The 17,082-nt window shown below is 48.5% G+C and carries 15 protein-coding genes; 7 read left to right on the forward strand and 8 right to left on the reverse strand.

The window, feature by feature from the left end; all coding sequences use genetic code 11:
- Nucleotides 1-43 precede the first annotated feature (43 nt).
- The 4 genes from IEW48_RS07785 to IEW48_RS07800 form a co-directional block, all read right to left on the reverse strand.
- On the reverse strand, nt 44-2,443 hold the full coding sequence (locus IEW48_RS07785) for a 3-hydroxyacyl-CoA dehydrogenase/enoyl-CoA hydratase family protein (RefSeq protein WP_188623302.1): 2,400 nt from the start codon (nt 2,441-2,443) through the stop codon (nt 44-46).
- A gap of 624 nt (nt 2,444-3,067) precedes the next feature.
- The gene (locus tag IEW48_RS07790; RefSeq protein WP_188623303.1) at nt 3,068-5,068 is read right to left on the reverse strand and encodes a S9 family peptidase; all 2,001 of its coding nucleotides are present in this window, start codon (nt 5,066-5,068) and stop codon (nt 3,068-3,070) included.
- Between the two features lie 212 nt (nt 5,069-5,280).
- Nucleotides 5,281-5,418, reverse strand: coding sequence for an EYxxD motif small membrane protein (locus tag IEW48_RS07795; protein ID WP_188623304.1), 138 nt, complete (start codon nt 5,416-5,418; stop codon nt 5,281-5,283).
- 65 nt (nt 5,419-5,483) lie between these two features.
- Nucleotides 5,484-5,765, reverse strand: coding sequence for a YgaP family membrane protein (locus tag IEW48_RS07800; protein ID WP_007506482.1), 282 nt, complete (start codon nt 5,763-5,765; stop codon nt 5,484-5,486).
- A gap of 190 nt (nt 5,766-5,955) precedes the next feature.
- On the opposite strand from IEW48_RS07800, the gene hemE reads away from it, so the two are divergent.
- From hemE to hemY, 3 genes are read left to right on the forward strand one after another with little or no spacing between them, the layout of a single operon-like run.
- A complete protein-coding gene (gene hemE, locus IEW48_RS07805) occupies nt 5,956-7,020 on the forward strand; it encodes a uroporphyrinogen decarboxylase (RefSeq protein ID WP_188623305.1) in 1,065 nt (354 codons plus the stop codon).
- Between the two features lie 35 nt (nt 7,021-7,055).
- Nucleotides 7,056-8,006 (forward strand): ferrochelatase, encoded by a 951-nt coding sequence (hemH, locus tag IEW48_RS07810; protein ID WP_188623306.1) that lies wholly within the window; start codon nt 7,056-7,058, stop codon nt 8,004-8,006.
- Between the two features lie 5 nt (nt 8,007-8,011).
- Nucleotides 8,012-9,436, forward strand: coding sequence for a protoporphyrinogen oxidase (gene hemY, locus IEW48_RS07815; protein WP_188623340.1), 1,425 nt, complete (start codon nt 8,012-8,014; stop codon nt 9,434-9,436).
- Here the strand turns inward: hemY and IEW48_RS07820 are convergent.
- Together IEW48_RS07820 and IEW48_RS07825 are read right to left on the reverse strand one after the other, a co-directional pair.
- Nucleotides 9,426-10,238 (reverse strand): OmpA family protein, encoded by an 813-nt coding sequence (locus tag IEW48_RS07820; RefSeq protein ID WP_188623307.1) that lies wholly within the window; start codon nt 10,236-10,238, stop codon nt 9,426-9,428. The two genes, hemY and IEW48_RS07820, sit on opposite strands and share 11 nt — an antisense overlap.
- The gene (locus IEW48_RS07825) at nt 10,235-11,047 is read right to left on the reverse strand and encodes a MotA/TolQ/ExbB proton channel family protein (protein WP_188623308.1); all 813 of its coding nucleotides are present in this window, start codon (nt 11,045-11,047) and stop codon (nt 10,235-10,237) included. The genes IEW48_RS07820 and IEW48_RS07825 overlap by 4 nt, the downstream gene beginning before the upstream one ends.
- 232 nt (nt 11,048-11,279) lie before the next feature.
- Between IEW48_RS07825 and hemQ the strand changes: the two genes are divergently transcribed.
- From hemQ to IEW48_RS07840, 3 genes are all read left to right on the forward strand, one after another.
- Complete coding sequence (hemQ, locus tag IEW48_RS07830; RefSeq protein ID WP_188623309.1) at nt 11,280-12,029, forward strand: hydrogen peroxide-dependent heme synthase; 750 nt, start codon at nt 11,280-11,282, stop codon at nt 12,027-12,029.
- Nucleotides 12,030-12,292: 263 nt separating this feature from the next.
- Nucleotides 12,293-13,471 carry a KamA family radical SAM protein gene (locus IEW48_RS07835; protein WP_188623310.1) on the forward strand — a complete coding sequence of 393 codons (1,179 nt, stop codon included), beginning with the start codon at nt 12,293-12,295 and terminating at the stop codon, nt 13,469-13,471.
- A gap of 191 nt (nt 13,472-13,662) precedes the next feature.
- Nucleotides 13,663-14,034, forward strand: coding sequence for a DUF2512 family protein (locus tag IEW48_RS07840; protein WP_188623311.1), 372 nt, complete (start codon nt 13,663-13,665; stop codon nt 14,032-14,034).
- Between the two features lie 101 nt (nt 14,035-14,135).
- On the opposite strand, the gene IEW48_RS07845 is transcribed toward IEW48_RS07840, so the two are convergent.
- Both IEW48_RS07845 and pheA read right to left on the reverse strand, forming a co-directional pair.
- The gene (locus IEW48_RS07845) at nt 14,136-15,263 is read right to left on the reverse strand and encodes a mechanosensitive ion channel family protein (protein ID WP_188623312.1); all 1,128 of its coding nucleotides are present in this window, start codon (nt 15,261-15,263) and stop codon (nt 14,136-14,138) included.
- A 74-nt stretch (nt 15,264-15,337) separates the two neighbouring features.
- Nucleotides 15,338-16,258 (reverse strand): prephenate dehydratase, encoded by a 921-nt coding sequence (gene pheA / locus IEW48_RS07850; protein ID WP_229703986.1) that lies wholly within the window; start codon nt 16,256-16,258, stop codon nt 15,338-15,340.
- Nucleotides 16,259-16,469: 211 nt separating this feature from the next.
- Here pheA and IEW48_RS07855 point away from each other — a divergent pair, with 211 nt between their 5' ends.
- The gene (locus IEW48_RS07855) at nt 16,470-17,015 is read left to right on the forward strand and encodes a stalk domain-containing protein (protein WP_188623314.1); all 546 of its coding nucleotides are present in this window, start codon (nt 16,470-16,472) and stop codon (nt 17,013-17,015) included.
- The last annotated feature ends 67 nt before the right edge of the window (nt 17,016-17,082 follow it).

Consider the following 17,082-nt stretch of genomic DNA (forward strand, 5'->3'; position numbering starts at 1 on the left):
CTCCTTGTTTGATAGATTGATGGCTTTGGCTGTTTGCCGACGCTTAGTTTCTGAGCGGCTTGCCTTTGGTCAGCATATAGTGCATGCGCTGTTGTGTCTTTGGCTCACCGCACAAGCTTAAGAATGCTTCCCGCTCAATATCCAGCAAATACTGTTCATCCACCAGGGTTCCTTGCGGCAGATCGCCTCCGCTTAAGACGTGGGCCAGTTTCTCGGCAATTTTATAGTCATGGTCGCTGATCTGGCCGCCTTTCTTGAAGGTATAGGCTCCCAACATCAACACCGCTTTTCCTTCCCGTCCAACAACCGGAATCTTTTTGGGCTGGGGCGGACGATAACCTGCCCGGGCCAGCTCCAGCACTTTCTGCTTGGCCTCGTAGATCAAGAAACTTTGATTGATGCTGATCCCGTCTTGGGGCCGGATAAACTGATACTGGCGAGCTTCTTCGGCACTGGTCGACACTTTGGCCATGGCAATGGTTTCAAAAGCAAGGTTGACCAGCTGCTGCAGATCCACATCGGCCTTGTCCGGCACACTGTCATACAGGCGGTACAGCATCTCTTTATTGCCTCCGCCCCCGGGTATCAGGCCCACGCCCACTTCAACCAGACCCATATAGGTTTCGGCGGCTGCCTGAATGCGGGCTGCAGGCAGACAGAACTCAGTTCCGCCACCGAGCGTCATGGCAAACGGAGCGACGACCACCGGTTTTTCACTGTAACGGATCGCTGTGGTCGCTTGCTGGAACTGGCGCACCATGAAATCAATTTCCGGCCAGTTCATTTCCTGGGCTTCCATGAGCAAGAGCATCAAGTTGGCGCCCACACAGAAGTTTTTGCCCTGGTTGCCAATGACCAGTCCTTCATAGTTTCTGGCCACTTCCTCCAGGCTGAAGTGAAGCATGTGGATAATGTCAGCCCCAATGGCATTGTTCGGGGAATGGAACTCTAACAAAGCGACGCCATCACCGATATCAATCAAGCTGGCTCCGGCATTTTTCTTAATGACTTTGCCTTGTTCTTTTAAGGAAGCCAGGGAGATCTCTTCCGGCCGCTCTTCCACCAGCTTATACTCACCATGGCTGATATAGAATGTTTTACCCTGTTCGCGGTTGTAGAATGAGGTTTGCCCCTTGGCCAGCATTGTTTTGATCCATCCGGGCACCTTTTCTCCTTCCTGTTCCATGCGGGCTACCGATTTTTCCAGACCGATGGCATCCCATGTTTCAAACGGGCCCATTTCCCAGCCGAAACCCCATTTCATGGCCCGGTCAATGCTGACAATATCATCGGCAATCTCGCCCAGTTTATCGGCCGAATAGAGCAGCACCCGTTTCATAATGTTCCAGACCAACTCACCGGCCCGGTCCTTGGCATAGACAATCGTTCTAAGCTTTTCGGCCAGATCTTTTTTGCTTTTGCTTTGTTGCACTGAAGGGGCGTTTAACTTCTTACGGGGCACATATTCCATGGTGTTGTAATCCAACTCCAGGATTTCGCTGCCTTTGTCCCCCTTTACTTTTTTGAAAAAGCCTTGCCCTGCTTTCGCACCAATCCAGCCTTTATCCACCATTTGCGCCATAAAATCCGGCAGCCTGAAAACCTCTTGCTCGGCCGGGTCACTCACATTTTCCCGCACGTTATGGGCCACATGGGCAAAGGTATCCAGACCAACCACATCTAAGGTGCGGAAGGTGGCACTTTTGGGGCGCCCGATGACTGGACCCGTGACAGAGTCCACTTCGCCCACACTGTAACCGCCTTTCATCATCTCTTCCACGGTCACCATCAAGCCGTAGCAGCCGATGCGGTTAGCGATAAAATTGGGCGTATCTTTGGCCAGCACTACCCCTTTGCCCAGCACTTTTTCACCAAAATCTTTCATAAATTGGACAACTTCAGGATCCGTTTTGGCGGTCGGAATCACTTCCAACAGCTTCAGATAACGGGGCGGGTTGAAAAAGTGAGTGCCCAGAAAATGCCTGCGGAATTCCTCAGAGCGCCCCTCGCTCATCGCTTCCACTGAAATGCCGGACGTGTTGGTGGAGACAATCGCATTTTCTTTGCGGTAAGGCTCTATTTTGGCCAGAACATCTCGCTTGACATCCAAGCGCTCCACCACCACTTCCACAATCCAGTCCACTTCTTTCAGTTTGTCCAGGTCATCCTCCAGATTGCAGGCGGTAATCAAGTCAATCCGCCTTTTATCAAACAGGGGTGACGGTTTTTGTTTCAACAGCTTTTGCCGGTTCTCTTCGGCAATCCGGTTGCGCACCGCTCTGTCCTCCAGTGTTAACCCCTTTTGCTGCTCTTCTTCTGTCAATGATTGCGGCACAATATCAAACATGTACACCGGTATACCTACATTAGCCAGATGGGCAGCGATGCCGGCACCCATCACACCGGACCCAATGACGGCCGCTTTGTTGATGCGATAAGCCATTGTGGATTCCCCTCCCTGAAAAGTAATGGTGTCTGATGGCTTCAGACTGTACCAAGAAAGTGTTTACTGGCACTATGTACCTTTTGAAAGGATATGCCTAGTAAGTTGAATGAATACTCATTCATTACAGGTGCTGAAAAAACATTCCTAAACAAGATGTGGAATGTAAACGCTTAATAATGATGCCTACTTATACTATAAGACAAAATCATTTTTCTATCAACAGAAAAATTTAAAAATTATCAAGAAGCAGTATTCGCTTTATAGCCATTAACAAAAAACCCCTAAGCTCTAAGCTGGGCTATATCTTTCGGTTAAAAAAAATGTCCAAAGCACTCCCAAGCTTTTTAACGATGTTAAACTTTTTCACCCCTGATGCTGTCGTATTGAATACAAGGGAAAACACCGCTTGGAGCGCCTCATCATGTTGAGGAGCAAACACGTATATTAAAGGCCGCACTTTACCAATTAACACTCCCTCAAGAACCGGGGCAGATTATAGAATTACATCCGTAATCAACAATCAAGGGAACGCTGGTGTGCCAATAACAACACCAGCGTTCTCGTGATAAAGCTCCGTTGTGTCTAACAAGCATTATCCGCTCCAATATGGAATCTCCCCTTTTAATTGCTTTTTCCCCTTTCCCTGTGCTCTTCAAACCAGTTTAAAATATGGTGTAACCGTTCCAGCCGGTGCTTGGGCTTTCCTGAACGGGACAAATCATGATTTTCATCAGGGAAGCGGATCAGTTTGGTTTTGACGCCAAGCCGGCGCAGAGCCACATACCACTGTTCGGCCTGTTCCATCGGACAACGGAGATCTTGCTCACTATGCATGATCAAAACGGGCGTTTTCACATTGCGGGCGTAGCGTATAGGCGAGAAAGCCATGATTTTATCCTCATCTTCCCATAAATCTGCCCCTCCTAACTGCCACTTGCCAAAATAAAATCCGATGTCGCTGGTGCCATAGAAGCTGTACAAGTTGGAGAGACAGCGCTGGGTCACGGCTGCTTTAAACCGGTTGGTTTTGGTCACAATCATGTTGGTCATATACCCACCGTAACTGCCCCCTGTCACAAACAATTGGGCCTCATCAACGAAATCATAGCACTTCAACACATAGTCGACCCCGGCCATGATGTCTTCATAATCTTTACCGGCCCAATCCCCCACACAAGCTTCAACGAATCGTTGGCCGTAACCGTGGCTGCCGCGCGGATTGGTATACAGCACCACATACCCTCTCGCCGCCATCCACTGCATTTCATGATGAAACCCGTTGCCATAGGCGGTATGAGGTCCCCCGTGTATCTGCAGAATGAGCGGATATTTCTTATTCGGGTCAAACCCATAAGGCTTTAAAATCCACCCTTCAATCTTCCACCCATCCACGCTTGTATATTCAATTTTTTCCGGTGTGCTGAGGGCGATCTCGTCCCTTAACAAGGCCCCGTTCCAATCGGTAAGCTGTTTTTGATCTTCTATCTTATCTAAAGATTGAACGACCACATCCCCCGGTGAATGGGGATGGGCTTGAATGAAGACTGCGTGATCATCATCGATCAAATCAAAGGAGGTAATGGTATGCCCAGCAGGACTGTGCGGTCCTGACACCTCGCCGCTCAGGTTGGTCTTAAACAAGCGCACATCTCCTCTGACTGTAGCGACAAAATAAAGGTTGGTCGAGGTGGAATCCCACAGCGGTCTCAGGCGCCCGGTATCATATTTGGCGTCTACGCCAATAACATCTTCGGCCGTATAATCCAAATGTTCGGACACATTACGGGCTTCACCCGTTTGCGTGGATACCACCCACACATTCAGATTAGCTGAACTGATCTCCCCTTTGTCATGCCCAACAAATGCGATCCAGCGCCCGTCAGGAGAGTAAGACAACCCTTGAATCCGGCCCTGGCCTTGATATAAACACTGTTCTTCACCCGTCTTCAAATCGTACAGCCAAATAGCAGGAAGATAATTCCATTCCTGATCTTCTGCTTTAGACCCGATATAGGCCAGTTTCATTCCGTCCGGTGAAAAGACCGGCTCCATAAAATCAAAGCGCTCATCTGTAATCCGCTCATAGTGGCGCGTCTGTAAATCAAAGATGTAGATATGCAGCCGCTTGTCGTCAAAAAGGCCGGTACCGTCTGCTTTATATCTTAGCCGGGCCACCTGTTTCACATCGCTTTTTGTTGTTTCCTCCTGGTCCGTGTTAATATCCCCGCGAATCGAGAGGGCCATCTTCTTCCCATCAGGAGACCAGACAAATTGACGCACACCTTGCGGGACATTGGTCAGGGGCTGGGCTTCTCCTCCCGAAACAGGCATGATCCACACCTGCTCTTTTCCTGTCCGGTTGGACAGAAACGCAAGCAGCTTCCCGTCAGGTGACCACCGGGGATGTTTGTCCTGCACTAAACGTTCCCCGCTATGGTAATGGGTCCACTGTTTCCCTGCATCACGCCAGTCGCTTACATACACTGAAGACGTATAGCCGTCTTTCTCAAGGTCCATTTGGGTTAAGACATAAGCCACTTTGTCACCGCCGGGAGACACTTGGGGATCCCCCACCAGTTTTAATTTAAACAAATCTTCAGCCTCAAGGGGCCGTTTACGCATCTTTCCTTCTCCTCCCCATTTAAAATGCTGTTCATCATTATCATACCATTTCGTGTCCCTAAATAAAATTCTTTCTCTATCACTGCTGACAGACAGCAACTGAAAGCAAGAAAAAAGCGGCAGGAACTCTTTTACCCTTTGCCGCTTGTGTCAAAACCTTAGATTTAAGGGTGTAATCATCAACACTGTTCAGCCTATGGCACCCCTTACATTTAATCGCCAGCTTGTTCCCGGTCTTTCTTCCGCCTGCGATAAACATACAACAGTACACCAATCACGCCCACAATGGTCAAGATCACAAAGGCATAATCATTGGACAGCTCCATAATCATGTGGTCTCTAGGACTCATCACCACTCCCCCTGTCCCGCTTTCATCCGTCAGGTTCCGTGTAAATTTGACGATAGCACAAAACCTTAATTCCCTTTGTAATATCCGGCGTCAGACGCTTCATAGTCCCTGGGTGCTTGCCTTGGTCTGTCCGGGGTCAACATGCGTGTGGAAGTCATGTTCAACATGGCCAGCATCGGGCAATAACGGGTCACACCTTCGGCCACTTTCATCGCTGAAGCCATTGTGACGACCATGGGAAATCCCCGGTTGGGATGACGAACCATTTGGGCAGTTCCCCAAGCTAAACCAGTCAAGCCAAAGGTGATACGCATAATGGCATCAAACGTACCCACATTCTTTTTCATCTCCGATCCTCCCTTTCTCTTGACTTGCAGATTTGTCTTATTATGAGAAAAAACAGCGTAAATCATGTATGGTGGATGACTTATTTGCCAGTGTCAATGATTTGTCAAATCTGCACATAGGGCCAACCTTGATCCTGCTGACAAAAATCGTCATAATGAAAGTTAGTGAGACGAAAAGAGAGGGAAAAACATGACAAAATCCAACACTTTTAATGACACGTTCCTAAAGGCCTGCCGCAAGGAACATGTGTGTCAGCTGCCGGTATGGTATATGCGCCAGGCCGGACGCTATGATCCCGAGTACAGGAAAATTAAAGAAAAGTACTCGCTCCTAGAAATTTGTGCCCAGCCTGAGCTTGCCGCAGAAGTGACCCTGATGCCGGTGCGCAAACTGGGTGTAGACGCCGCCATTTTATATTCGGACATTATGAACCCTGTCGCTTCCATCGGCATTCAATTTGACATTGTCAAAAATGTGGGCCCTGTCATTCATAATCCCGTACGGACCAAAGCGGACATTGAGCGGCTCAAGCCCATTCAGGTGGAAGAAGATCTGGGCCATGTCCTGCAGACGATCCGCATCCTGAAACGGGAGTTATCCGTCCCGTTGATCGGTTTTGCCGGTGCCCCCTTCACCATTGCCAGCTACATTATTGAAGGGCGCCCATCTAAAAATTACCTCCGGACCAAACAGCTCATGTACAGCGAACCGGAACTTTGGCGGCAACTGATGGACAAGCTGGGTCACATGGTCAGCACCTACCTGCGGGCGCAAATCAAAGCCGGTGCGGATGCAGTGCAAGTGTTTGACAGCTGGGTTGGCGCCCTCTCTCCTGCCGATTTCAGCGCTTTTGTACTGCCTGCCATCCAAGGTATTTTTGAACGTTTAGCCGATTTAAACGCCCCCAAAATCTATTTTCCCGGTGTAGCCTCGGGCGAGCTGCTGCCCTATTTGCGACACATCAAAGCCGACGTGATCAGTGTGGACTGGCGGGTGGAGATCAGCGAAGCCCGCAAACGCCTTGGACCAGCATTCGCTGTGCAAGGCAATCTCGATCCCATGGTGTTAACCGCCCCTTGGCCTGTCATTGAACGTTACGCCAAAACGATCATTGATCAGGTGGGCCGCCAACCGGGCTACATTTTTAACCTGGGACACGGTTTATTTCCGGAAGCTCCCCTTGATAAACTGAAACAATTGACTGCGTTTGTCCATGAATATTCCGCGACTCTCTTGCAACAACCGGCGCATTAAAAAAAAAACGAGTTTCAGAAAGCGAGGAATGGTCAATGCCTTCACAAACAATCGGCGTATTCGTCATGTCTTACGGAACCCCGGAAAATATGAAGCAGGTGGAAGAGTACTACACGCACATCCGCCATGGAAATCCTCCATCCGCGGAGCAGTTGCAAGAATTAAAAGACCGCTACGAAGCAATTGGCGGTTTGTTTCCCCTGCGCAGAAACACCAATGCCCAAGTGGAAGCATTGCAGGATAAGCTTGACCAGCTGCAAGGAGCTGAAGGGGTGCAATTTCGATGTTATCAGGGGCTGAAACATGCCCACCCTCTCATAGAAGAAGGCGTGCAACAAATGGCCCGGGACGGCATCAAAGAAGCCGTCGGCATTGTGCTGGCTCCCCATTATTCCATCATGAGCGTAGGCAGCTACATCAAACGGGCCCAAGCTGAAGCAGACAAAGCAGGCATCGCCATGCGGTGTGTGAAAGATTACCATCTCCATCCTTTGTTAATTGAAGCATGGGCGGAACGGGTGCAGGATACCCTTGCCCAGTTTGCCCCTGATGTGCAAAACCGGGTGCGGATCATCTTTACTGCTCACAGCTTGCCAGAAAAAATTAAGGAAATGAACGACCCCTACGTTGAGCAGTTGTTGGAAACATCCAGGGCCATCATGGCTCACACAGGACTTGCCAACCAGTGGCAATTCGCCTGGCAAAGTGCCGGACAAACTCCCGTGCCCTGGCTGGGGCCCGACATCTTAGATGTGTTGCGTCAGCTCCGTCAAGACGAAAATGTTGAACATGTCATGATCTGTCCCATCGGCTTTGTCTCCGACCACCTGGAGATCTTGTATGATATCGACATAGAAGCCCAGAATGTCGCCCGTGAATTAGGCATCGAGCTCAAACGGCCCCCTTCCCTTAATACAGACCCCCGGTATATCGAAGTGCTGGCCGATAAGGTCCTGCGCGCTTACCAAGGAGAAAGTCAGCCATGACCATCATGGACAAGCCCATCAAAAAAGCAGTCATCATCGGGGGAGGGATCAGCGGGCTCAGCGCAGCTTATTACCTGCAGCAAAAAGCAGAGAAAGCCGGCCTGCCCGTAGACATTACCCTCCTGGAAAAAGACAGGCGGCTCGGCGGCAAAATTGACACCCTCCATCAGGATGATTTCATCATCGAGCGCGGCCCCGATTCTTTTCTGGCCCGGAAATGGCCGGTCATCGAGCTGTCCCAGGAACTGGGCCTTGACCAGGAGTGGGTTCCCACCGGTCCCAAAGCCAAAACAACGTTTATCGTTCGCAACAAGAAACTGCATCCCCTGCCACCGGGCTTGATGTTGGGCATTCCCACCCGCTGGACCCCTTTTCTGAAAACAGGGCTCATTTCTCCCTGGGGTAAAGCAAGGGCAGCACTGGATCTGGTTCTGCCTAAGCGCAAAGAGACCACAGACGAGTCACTGGGACACTTTCTGGAACGCCGCCTGGGCAAAGAAGTGGTCAGCCAGCTGGTGGAGCCGTTGCTATCCGGCATCTACGCCGGGGATGCCTATGCCTTAAGCATCCAAGCCACCTTCCCCCAATTTCAGCAGCTGGAGCAAAAATACACCAGCCTTATTAAAGGCATGATGATCACTCAACGGCAGATGAAACAGACTAAACAGCTTCCAGATTTGGCCCAAAAAAGCATGTTTCTCTCCTTTAAAGGAGGTCTCAGCACGCTGGTCAAGGGCTTAGCCTCTGCCTTGAAAAAGGCCCAGCTCCGCACCCAAACTGAGGTCAAAAGGTTATGCAAAACTGGATCAGGCTACCGTGTGCAATTGGATGACGGGCAAAGCCTGGATGCTGATGCCTTGGTTCTGGCCACTCCTGCCTTTGTCACAGCCCGGCTGCTTGAAGATCCTGAACTGCGCCAGTTACTTGCACCCATTCGCTATGTATCGGTGGCTAATGTGGTCCTGACCTTTAACCAAGAGGATGTGAGCATCCCCTTGGCCGGATCAGGCTTCGTCGTCCCCCGGAAAGAAGGGTATACCGTGACAGCCTGCACATGGACCTCTTCCAAATGGCCGCATACGGCACCTGAAGGAAAAGTGCTGGTAAGAGTGTATGTGGGTCGGTCTGGACAAGAGGAAATTGTGGAACGGGATGACGAACACATTTTGGCCGTGGTTTGCAAGGAACTGCAAGATTTAACCGGCTTGGGGGCCAGGCCGATATTTTACGAAGTGAATCGCTGGTTCCACTCGATGCCCCAATACCAGGTCGGGCACATCAAGCGCCTGGAACAACTCACTGAAAAATTGAGCGTCTCCCATCCCGGCCTCTATTTATGCGGAGCCGGATACCGCGGGGTGGGCATTCCCGATTGTATCGGCCAGGCCAAACAAGCCGCCCAAAATGTGATCGCCTACTTTAATCGTTGAACAGAATAACCATGACCACTCGCCTGTTTTGGCGTCTTCCTTCTTCCGTATCGTTACTGGCCACAGGGTGATATTCTCCAAACCCCACCGCTTTAAACCGGTGGGGATCCAGATGATGTTCTTCGATCAGATAGCGGATCACCTGCGTAGCCCTGGCCGCTGACAATTCCCAGTTGGAAGGAAAACGCACATTAGCGATAGGTCTGTTATCCGTATGGCCTTCAACTTCAATCAGATTAGGAATTTCTTGCAACAGGGGCGCCAGATTATCCAGGAAAAGAACTGCCTCCTCAAGCAGGTCGGCTTGGCCTGAAGGGAACAACATCACTTCCGGCAAAACCAGCTCAATGCCCCTTCCTGTCCGTTTGACAATCAATTCTTGCTCCAGCTGGTGTTCATGGGCAAAGTCCTGCACATATTCCAGGACGGCCTTCATATGCTCTTCCCGGGCCAGCAAGTCAGCCAACTGTTCCTGCAAGTCCTGGTCCAAATCAATCGTTTGTTCTTCCTCTTCCCGATATGTCTGTTCATCCGGATGCTCCTCTTGCCCCTGATCCGGAGTCGAGAGGTTTGTATCATCCCCTGGGCTGGCCGGGCCCCGGCCCAGGCTTTCTTCCTCCATCGGCAGACGTTTATTAAAAGAGTCAAGCACGGAGTGAAATTTCTCAATATCGATTTCCGAGTATGAATAAAGCAAAACAAAAGTTACCAACACAATCATCATCAAATCGGCAAAAGTGATCAGCCATCTCAGCTGGGGCTCACGGGAAAACGGTGCTCTTCGCGGAGTGTGGTGATTCATGGGGACACATTTCCCTCCTGATCAAGGGGCTTTAAGCGGCCATACATTTCAGAGGTCAGGAACATTTGCAGTTTTTCCCTGAGCACAACCGGCCCCTCATCATTGCGTATGCTGATCAACGCTTCCACAATAATCTCCTTAATAAAAACTTCTTCTTCGGTCAGCAACATCAACTTGTTGGCAATGGGATTAAACACCAGATTGGCCAACAACACCCCGTACAATGTGGTAATCAAAGCCAAGGCAATCGCCGGCCCAATCGCCTGAGGGTCCTCAATTTGTTGCAACATAAGGACCAATCCGACAATCGTGCCGACCATCCCCCATCCCGGTGACAACTCAGCCGCCTTACTGATCAATTGGTGTCCCCGGGCATGCCGTTTCTGCAAGGCAGCAATGTCCATGGCTAAAATTTGCCTGATGATCTGAGGATCATGGCCATCAATAACCAGTCCCAATCCCTTGCGGACAAAGGGGTCCTTGACCTGCTCAAGCGCCTGTTCCAAGCCTGTCACAATCCCTTCCTGGCGGGCTTTGCGGGCCAGCAGCACCCAAAAATCCATCAATTCTTGAAAATCCACGTTTTTCTTTCTAAATGTCTTATGCAGAACAGAAAACATGTTTTTTACTTCCTGACCGCCAAACCCCACAAACAAAGAGGCAGTCAAACCGCCGACAACCGTCACAAATGAAGAAAGACTGACAAAACCTGAGAGTCCCTCAATGCCCCCGGCAAAATAAATCGCCAGTATAATAATGCCAAACCCCAACAAAATGCCCAGGGGTGTTAACCAGTCTTGCTGTCGCACAGCTAACCCTCCATTCCATATCTCTAGTACAGTGTCATGCCTATTGTCTTGAGTCAAGCACGCTTATTATTTATTTCGGCTAACCGGGTGCACTTTTTCAATGGGCCTTGCCTTGATTTTTTACAGTATAATGACTGCCGTATCCTGTTTTGCCGTCCCGGAAATAAGTATGCTATACTTGAATCGGACGTGTTTTTGATATGTTTAGCATTGCAAAAAGGAGTGGAAAGTGATGAGTGAAGCTGTACATACACTGGAAGGTTGGTTTGTCCACCACGATTTCCGCACCATTGACTGGTCCAGCTGGAAACTATTGTCTCCCGAAGACCGCCAAGCGGCAGTTGACGAAGTTTTGTCCTTAGCGGCTTCTTGGAAGGAAACCGAAAACCAAAAGCAAGGCTCTTCCGGCATGTTTACCATTTTGGGGCATAAGGCAGATCTTTTGTTCCTTCATTTCCGCCCTACATTGGAAGAGTTAATTGAACTGGAAGCCACATTTAACAAGACCAAATTTGCCGATGTCACCCTGCCCAGCTACTCTTATGTTTCAGTCGTTGAATTGAGCAACTACGTGGCTTCTGACAATGTGGATCCTGAAACGGACCCTTACATTCAAAGTCGTTTAAAACCCATGATTCCGGATAACAAAAACATTTGCTTCTATCCCATGAATAAGCGCCGGGAGGCTGGCCAAAACTGGTATACCCTGTCAATGGAAGAGCGCCGGGAAATGATGAGAAGCCATGGTTTAATCGGTCGCAAATATGCTGGTAAAGTCACGCAAATCATCTCCGGCTCTGTCGGGCTGGATGACTGGGAGTGGGGCGTCACACTCTTTGCTGATGACCCGGTCACGTTCAAGAAACTGATTTATGAGATGCGTTTTGATGAAGTGAGCGCCAAGTACAGCGAGTTTGGCACCTTTCTGGTGGGAAATAAACTGAGTGAAGAGGCATTTAAAGCTTACCTTGACGTCGAATAACACCGACAATTGTATTATCTTCGATGCCATCCCCTTATTGCAGTCTCACGCTTGAACTCTCCTGACTGCAAGAAAGGGGATTTTTTGTGCAGCTCTGTCTCAAATACCCGGGGTATGAAGAAAAACTTTCATCAAAAATTTTTCTTGATAAAAATATTCCATTGTTATATAATAAAAATTTTTACATATTTACAATACCTTCTCTTTTTGTTACACTTAATACTACGTCACTGGCAATCTATCTGAAAGGGGAGGGAGAAAGCATGGCTTTACCAAAGTACATTACCAACATTGATCATATTACCCAAATTCCTGAGGAAGAGCGCAAAAAGCTGAAGCAAATCACCGATAAGTTTGTATTTAGGGTCAACGATTATTATCTCAGCCTGATCGATTGGAATGATCCGAACGACCCCATCCGCAAACTGGTCATCCCCAATGAAAAGGAACTGGAAGAGTATGGGCGTTGGGATGCTTCCGATGAAGATACCAACTATGTCGTTCCAGGGTGTCAGCATAAGTACACCACAACAGCGCTCCTGATCTGTTCCGAAGTCTGTGGTGCCTACTGTCGTTACTGTTTCCGCAAGCGGCTGTTCCGCAACGATGTCAAAGAAGCCATGTCTGATGTAGAACCCGGTCTGGAATATATCGCCCAGCATCCGGAGATTAACAACGTCCTTCTTACTGGCGGCGACCCGCTGGTACTGGCCACCAAAAAGCTCCGTTATATTATTGAACGCTTGCGTGCTATCGATCATGTTAAAATCATCCGCATCGGCTCCAAACTGCCAGCTTTCAACCCCATGCGCATTTACGAAGACCAAGAATTACTCGCCCTGTTAAAAGAACACTCCACGCCTGAAAAACGCATTTATGTCATGGCCCACTTCTGTCATCCCCGTGAATTAACGGAGCAGGCGTATAAAGCTGTGCAAGCCCTGCATGAGTCCAATGTGATTGTGGTGAACCAAACGCCTGTATTAAGAGGCATCAATGACAATGCCGATGTGCTGGCTGAACTCTTGGATAAACTGTCCTGGGCCGGTGTGACACCCTACTACTTCTTTGTCAATCGTCCGGTAGCAGGGAACAAAGACTTTGTGCTGACACTAGAAGAAGTATACAATCTGGTGGAAAAGGCCAAGGCCAAAACCTCAGGACTGGGTAAACGGGTGCGCCTGGCTATGAGCCACACGTCCGGAAAAATTGAAATACTGGCCATCGAAAATGGCAAAGCATATTTGAAGTACCATCAAAACCGCGATGGAGAGTACGGCAAGTTCATGATTCTGGACTGTCCGAAGGACGCCACCTGGTTTGATGAACTGCCGGGCAACGAAAAATACTGGACCAAACCAAAAAAGAAAACAGATGCAGTCGTTTCAGTTAACGAATTGCCTGATATGCCTCAGAAACCGAAACCAAAAGTGAAAGCATAACCAGAAAAGCAAAACGGGAGAGCCTTTCCAGCTCTCCCGTTTTGCTTTTTCACATCCCTTCTTCCTACAAGCCTGGCCCGTTCCTCTCCCATATGAAAATATTGGAAGTTCCTTTCGCCCCCATTATATGATTAAAGTCAATGCCGCTTGGTGATTACTAAACATAAACACGGACGAAAGGAGTCTTTTCAATGAAACATGTCTGGGCTTTATTGATTAAAGCCGCTATGGTTTTTGTCGTTTTGTTTATTGTCTTAAACTGGATGAATGATTACCGGGTCGGTCCTACTGTGGCTTTTGCTTTACTTCTGACAGGTCTTTCTTACCTTATCGGTGATCTCGCTATCCTGCCCAATGCCAATAATATTGTGGCCACACTGGCTGATATCGGGTTAAATACATTTGCCATCTGGATTATCGGCCCCTTTTTCTTCGGTGCTTTTGTTCCTTTTTCCACAGCCTTATTAGCTAGCGTCATTATCGGTGTTGGGGAATGGTTCTTCCATCAATATATGGAAAGAGCGGTTTTTCCCAACCGGGAAAAAGAACCGGAACGGGCCTAAACGAATCCGACTTCAAGCAAAGGAAAAAGCCAACAGGGATGCCCTTTAACAGGCATCCCTGTTTGGTAAGTCTTGTAATTTTTTTTGGGCCGACTTATGGATCAAGACTTCCCATGTTCGCCCCGGTTTTGTCCCTGTCCCTCAGGCTGGTTCACAGAGGTTTTTAACGGATTTTCAAAATAGATGCTGCGGCTGGGGAAGGCGATGGATACACCCTCCTCCTCTAAAATCTCCATGATCTTAAAATTAATTTCTTCTTTAATCTGCAGCCATTCCCCCCACACCGTCGTTTTGGTAAAGAAGTACAAAAAGATGTCCAGGCTGCTGTCATTAAAGCGGTCAAAGTGAACAAACAGGGTTTCCTTGCTGATTTCCGGATGGTTTTCCAGCATGTCCCGAATCCGGTCTACACAACGCTTTAACTTTTCTCTAGGCGTGTTATACATCACTCCCAGATGGAAAGTGATACGCCGCCGTCCCATCCGTGTCCAGTTGGTGATTGGTTCGTTGGCCAGCGTAGAGTTGGGCACGGTAACCAATCCCTGGGCAAAGGTGCGGATGCGGGTGCTGCGGATAGAAATATCCTCCACAACCCCTTCCACACTTGGCGTTTCAATCCAATCTCCTAACGAAAAAGGTTTTTCAGTAATAATCACAATGCCGCCAAAAATGTTGCTTAACGTGTCCCTGGCTGCCAGGGAGATGGCTAATCCCCCAAGACCTAGCCCGGCAATAAATCCACCTACCTGATAGTTCCATTGGTCTAAAATGACAACAGCCGCCAGCGCGATAACCAAAACACGCAAGATCTTTGATAAAAACGGAATAAGTATCTGATCCAGTTCAAAATGCAGCTTCTCCCCTATTTTATTCAACAGGACCGAAGAAGTGCCGCTTAAGTTATAAAATCCCCAGGCGATGAGCGCAAACACCACAGACTTATATCCCTTGTGAAGGGTGACAGCATATGGGTCCGTGACAGACAAGAAATTAAGGGCAAAATATATGCCTAAAATGGCAAAAAAAGCATTCAGCGGCTGCTCAAAGGAACGCAGCACACTGTGAATCATCTCAATCCGGTGCGTTTGGGTGTAACGCAGGATCAGTTTAAATGTCCGTTGGGTAAAAAATTTGCGAAACAATAAAAAACCCAAAAAGATCAGCAAGGAAATGCTCCATTCCCACCACCATTGCTCAGTGTCAATAAAGCCCAAATATTGCTCCAACATAGGGATGTCCTCCTTACTGCCGCTTGCCCTGTTTCAATTGCAGCTTATTTATTGTACAGCCGTTAAAGGCATGATCAGGACGTTTTGGATGGCATGGCGGCATAGGCAGGAATAATGCAAGGATAACTGCCCAGCAGCCGCACGTGGCAACCTAGCGCTTCAATCTCAGCGATAGCACCGGGAATAAGGGCCTCATCCATGCCCAGGCCGATATCAATGATAAAGAAATAGCTGCCCAGCTTCTTTTTTGTGGGGCGGGATTCAATACGGGTCAAATTTAGCCTGCGCCAAGCAAACGCACTTAAAACCTGATGCAAGGCACCTGGAAAGTCTTCCTTCAAAGTCACTTGAATGGTCGTCTTGTACTCAAGCTGTTGGCCGTTGGTTAACACAGGCTTGTCACTTAATGGTTCGTACCCTACCAGCACAAAACGGGTGTAGTTGTTAGGATAATCTTCAATATGGGCCGCTTTATCATATAAACCGTATCTTTGTCCCGCCGTGCCAGGACCAATCGCCAGCAGAGATTCTTCTGGATGGCCAGCCACGTATTCAGCCGCTTCCGCCGTGCTTTTAGTGTATTTAATTTTGGCGCCCGGGCAATGGCGGCGAATAAACTGGTGGCACTGGGCAATAGCTTGCGGGTGGGACAAAACGGTTTCGACCTCACTTAAAGGACTGCCTTTCCTCACCGGATGCACAAGGGCATGATGGGAAATCAACAGGGCAATCTCCCCCTGAATCGGGAGTTCCACGTGATGAATAAGCCAATCCATGGTCATGTTCACTGAGCCTTCGATGGAGTTTTCCATCGGCACCATGGCATAATCTGTCTCTTTCCTGCCACAGGCCAGCAAACAATCGGCAATGGTGGGCAAAGGGATAAAAGCAGCCTGTGCCAAGTTGGGATACGCTTGACACATGCCCCGCAATGCTTCTTCAGTAAAAGTTCCCGGTGGTCCAAGATAAGCCACTTTTTTTTCTGTTTCGCTCACTTCTATCTCCACTCCTGAATTTTTTCTTTTCATTGTGCAAAGAGTCAATGATTTTGTCAATAGGCTCCCCATGCCAATCAAAGTTAAAACTTACCCATCGGCCAGGAATAAGGGGCTCAAAAGGAACGGAATAAAAAAACAGACCTTATCAGATGATAGAAGTAGATGTTTATGCTTATACACCTCAACTATATGCGAAAGGAGCCCTCTTATGCCAAAAAAATGGTTGATCATTTTGCTCATCATGATCGGTCTGACCGGTTGCCACCAACTATTTCAAGCTGATAATCTCCAAAATTTTCAAAGTGAAGGGGAAGCTTATTTAAACCAGTTGGGTAAAAAGCGTCCTGAAGATTCGGCAGATCTCATGCTCTATATTAACGGCCAACCCTTGGATGAAGTGACTGTTTATCTCGAAAAAGGGCAAATTTATATCCCCTTGACCCACATCCTGGAATTGATGGACTTTAATATTGCTGAAGATGATGAGCGCATTAGAGCCGGTTTTACTGACATTATTTACGAAGTTAAAAAAGGATCAGCCGAAGCCATATCAGAAGGGGAAGCCATTAACCTGTCCCATGAAGTGGCGACTTATAACGGACAAGCCTACATCACCACAGCGGCCTTACAAGAACTGCTTGGTTGCGAAGTCCGTGTGAACGATCAAGCCCTCATGGTTAACATGGAACAAAAGGATGCTGATTTGCCAAAAGACGAAGACTTAAGCGAAACAGATGACAAAAACCAGGAATAAATTCCCACTTTATCCAGTGCAAAAGCGGATGCTATTATAAATAATGTCGAATGAAAGCGCATACAAA

Origin of the sequence: Caldalkalibacillus thermarum (genome assembly GCF_014644735.1) — a bacterium.
Taxonomy (GTDB): domain Bacteria; phylum Bacillota; class Bacilli; order Caldalkalibacillales; family Caldalkalibacillaceae; genus Caldalkalibacillus; species Caldalkalibacillus thermarum.

What these genes read in the sequence shown, in the direction of transcription:
- IEW48_RS07785 (WP_188623302.1), bottom strand. Translation starts at nt 2,443, where the DNA reads ATGGCTTATCGCATCAACAAAGCGGCCGTCATTGGGTCCGGTGTGATG.
- IEW48_RS07790 (WP_188623303.1), bottom strand. Translation starts at nt 5,068, where the DNA reads ATGCGTAAACGGCCCCTTGAGGCTGAAGATTTGTTTAAATTAAAACTG.
- IEW48_RS07795 (WP_188623304.1), bottom strand. Translation starts at nt 5,418, where the DNA reads ATGAGTCCTAGAGACCACATGATTATGGAGCTGTCCAATGATTATGCC.
- IEW48_RS07800 (WP_007506482.1), bottom strand. Translation starts at nt 5,765, where the DNA reads ATGAAAAAGAATGTGGGTACGTTTGATGCCATTATGCGTATCACCTTT.
- hemE (WP_188623305.1), top strand. Translation starts at nt 5,956, where the DNA reads ATGACAAAATCCAACACTTTTAATGACACGTTCCTAAAGGCCTGCCGC.
- hemH (WP_188623306.1), top strand. Translation starts at nt 7,056, where the DNA reads ATGCCTTCACAAACAATCGGCGTATTCGTCATGTCTTACGGAACCCCG.
- hemY (WP_188623340.1), top strand. Translation starts at nt 8,012, where the DNA reads ATGGACAAGCCCATCAAAAAAGCAGTCATCATCGGGGGAGGGATCAGC.
- IEW48_RS07820 (WP_188623307.1), bottom strand. Translation starts at nt 10,238, where the DNA reads ATGAATCACCACACTCCGCGAAGAGCACCGTTTTCCCGTGAGCCCCAG.
- hemQ (WP_188623309.1), top strand. Translation starts at nt 11,280, where the DNA reads ATGAGTGAAGCTGTACATACACTGGAAGGTTGGTTTGTCCACCACGAT.
- IEW48_RS07835 (WP_188623310.1), top strand. Translation starts at nt 12,293, where the DNA reads ATGGCTTTACCAAAGTACATTACCAACATTGATCATATTACCCAAATT.
- IEW48_RS07840 (WP_188623311.1), top strand. Translation starts at nt 13,663, where the DNA reads ATGAAACATGTCTGGGCTTTATTGATTAAAGCCGCTATGGTTTTTGTC.
- IEW48_RS07845 (WP_188623312.1), bottom strand. Translation starts at nt 15,263, where the DNA reads ATGTTGGAGCAATATTTGGGCTTTATTGACACTGAGCAATGGTGGTGG.
- IEW48_RS07855 (WP_188623314.1), top strand. Translation starts at nt 16,470, where the DNA reads ATGCCAAAAAAATGGTTGATCATTTTGCTCATCATGATCGGTCTGACC.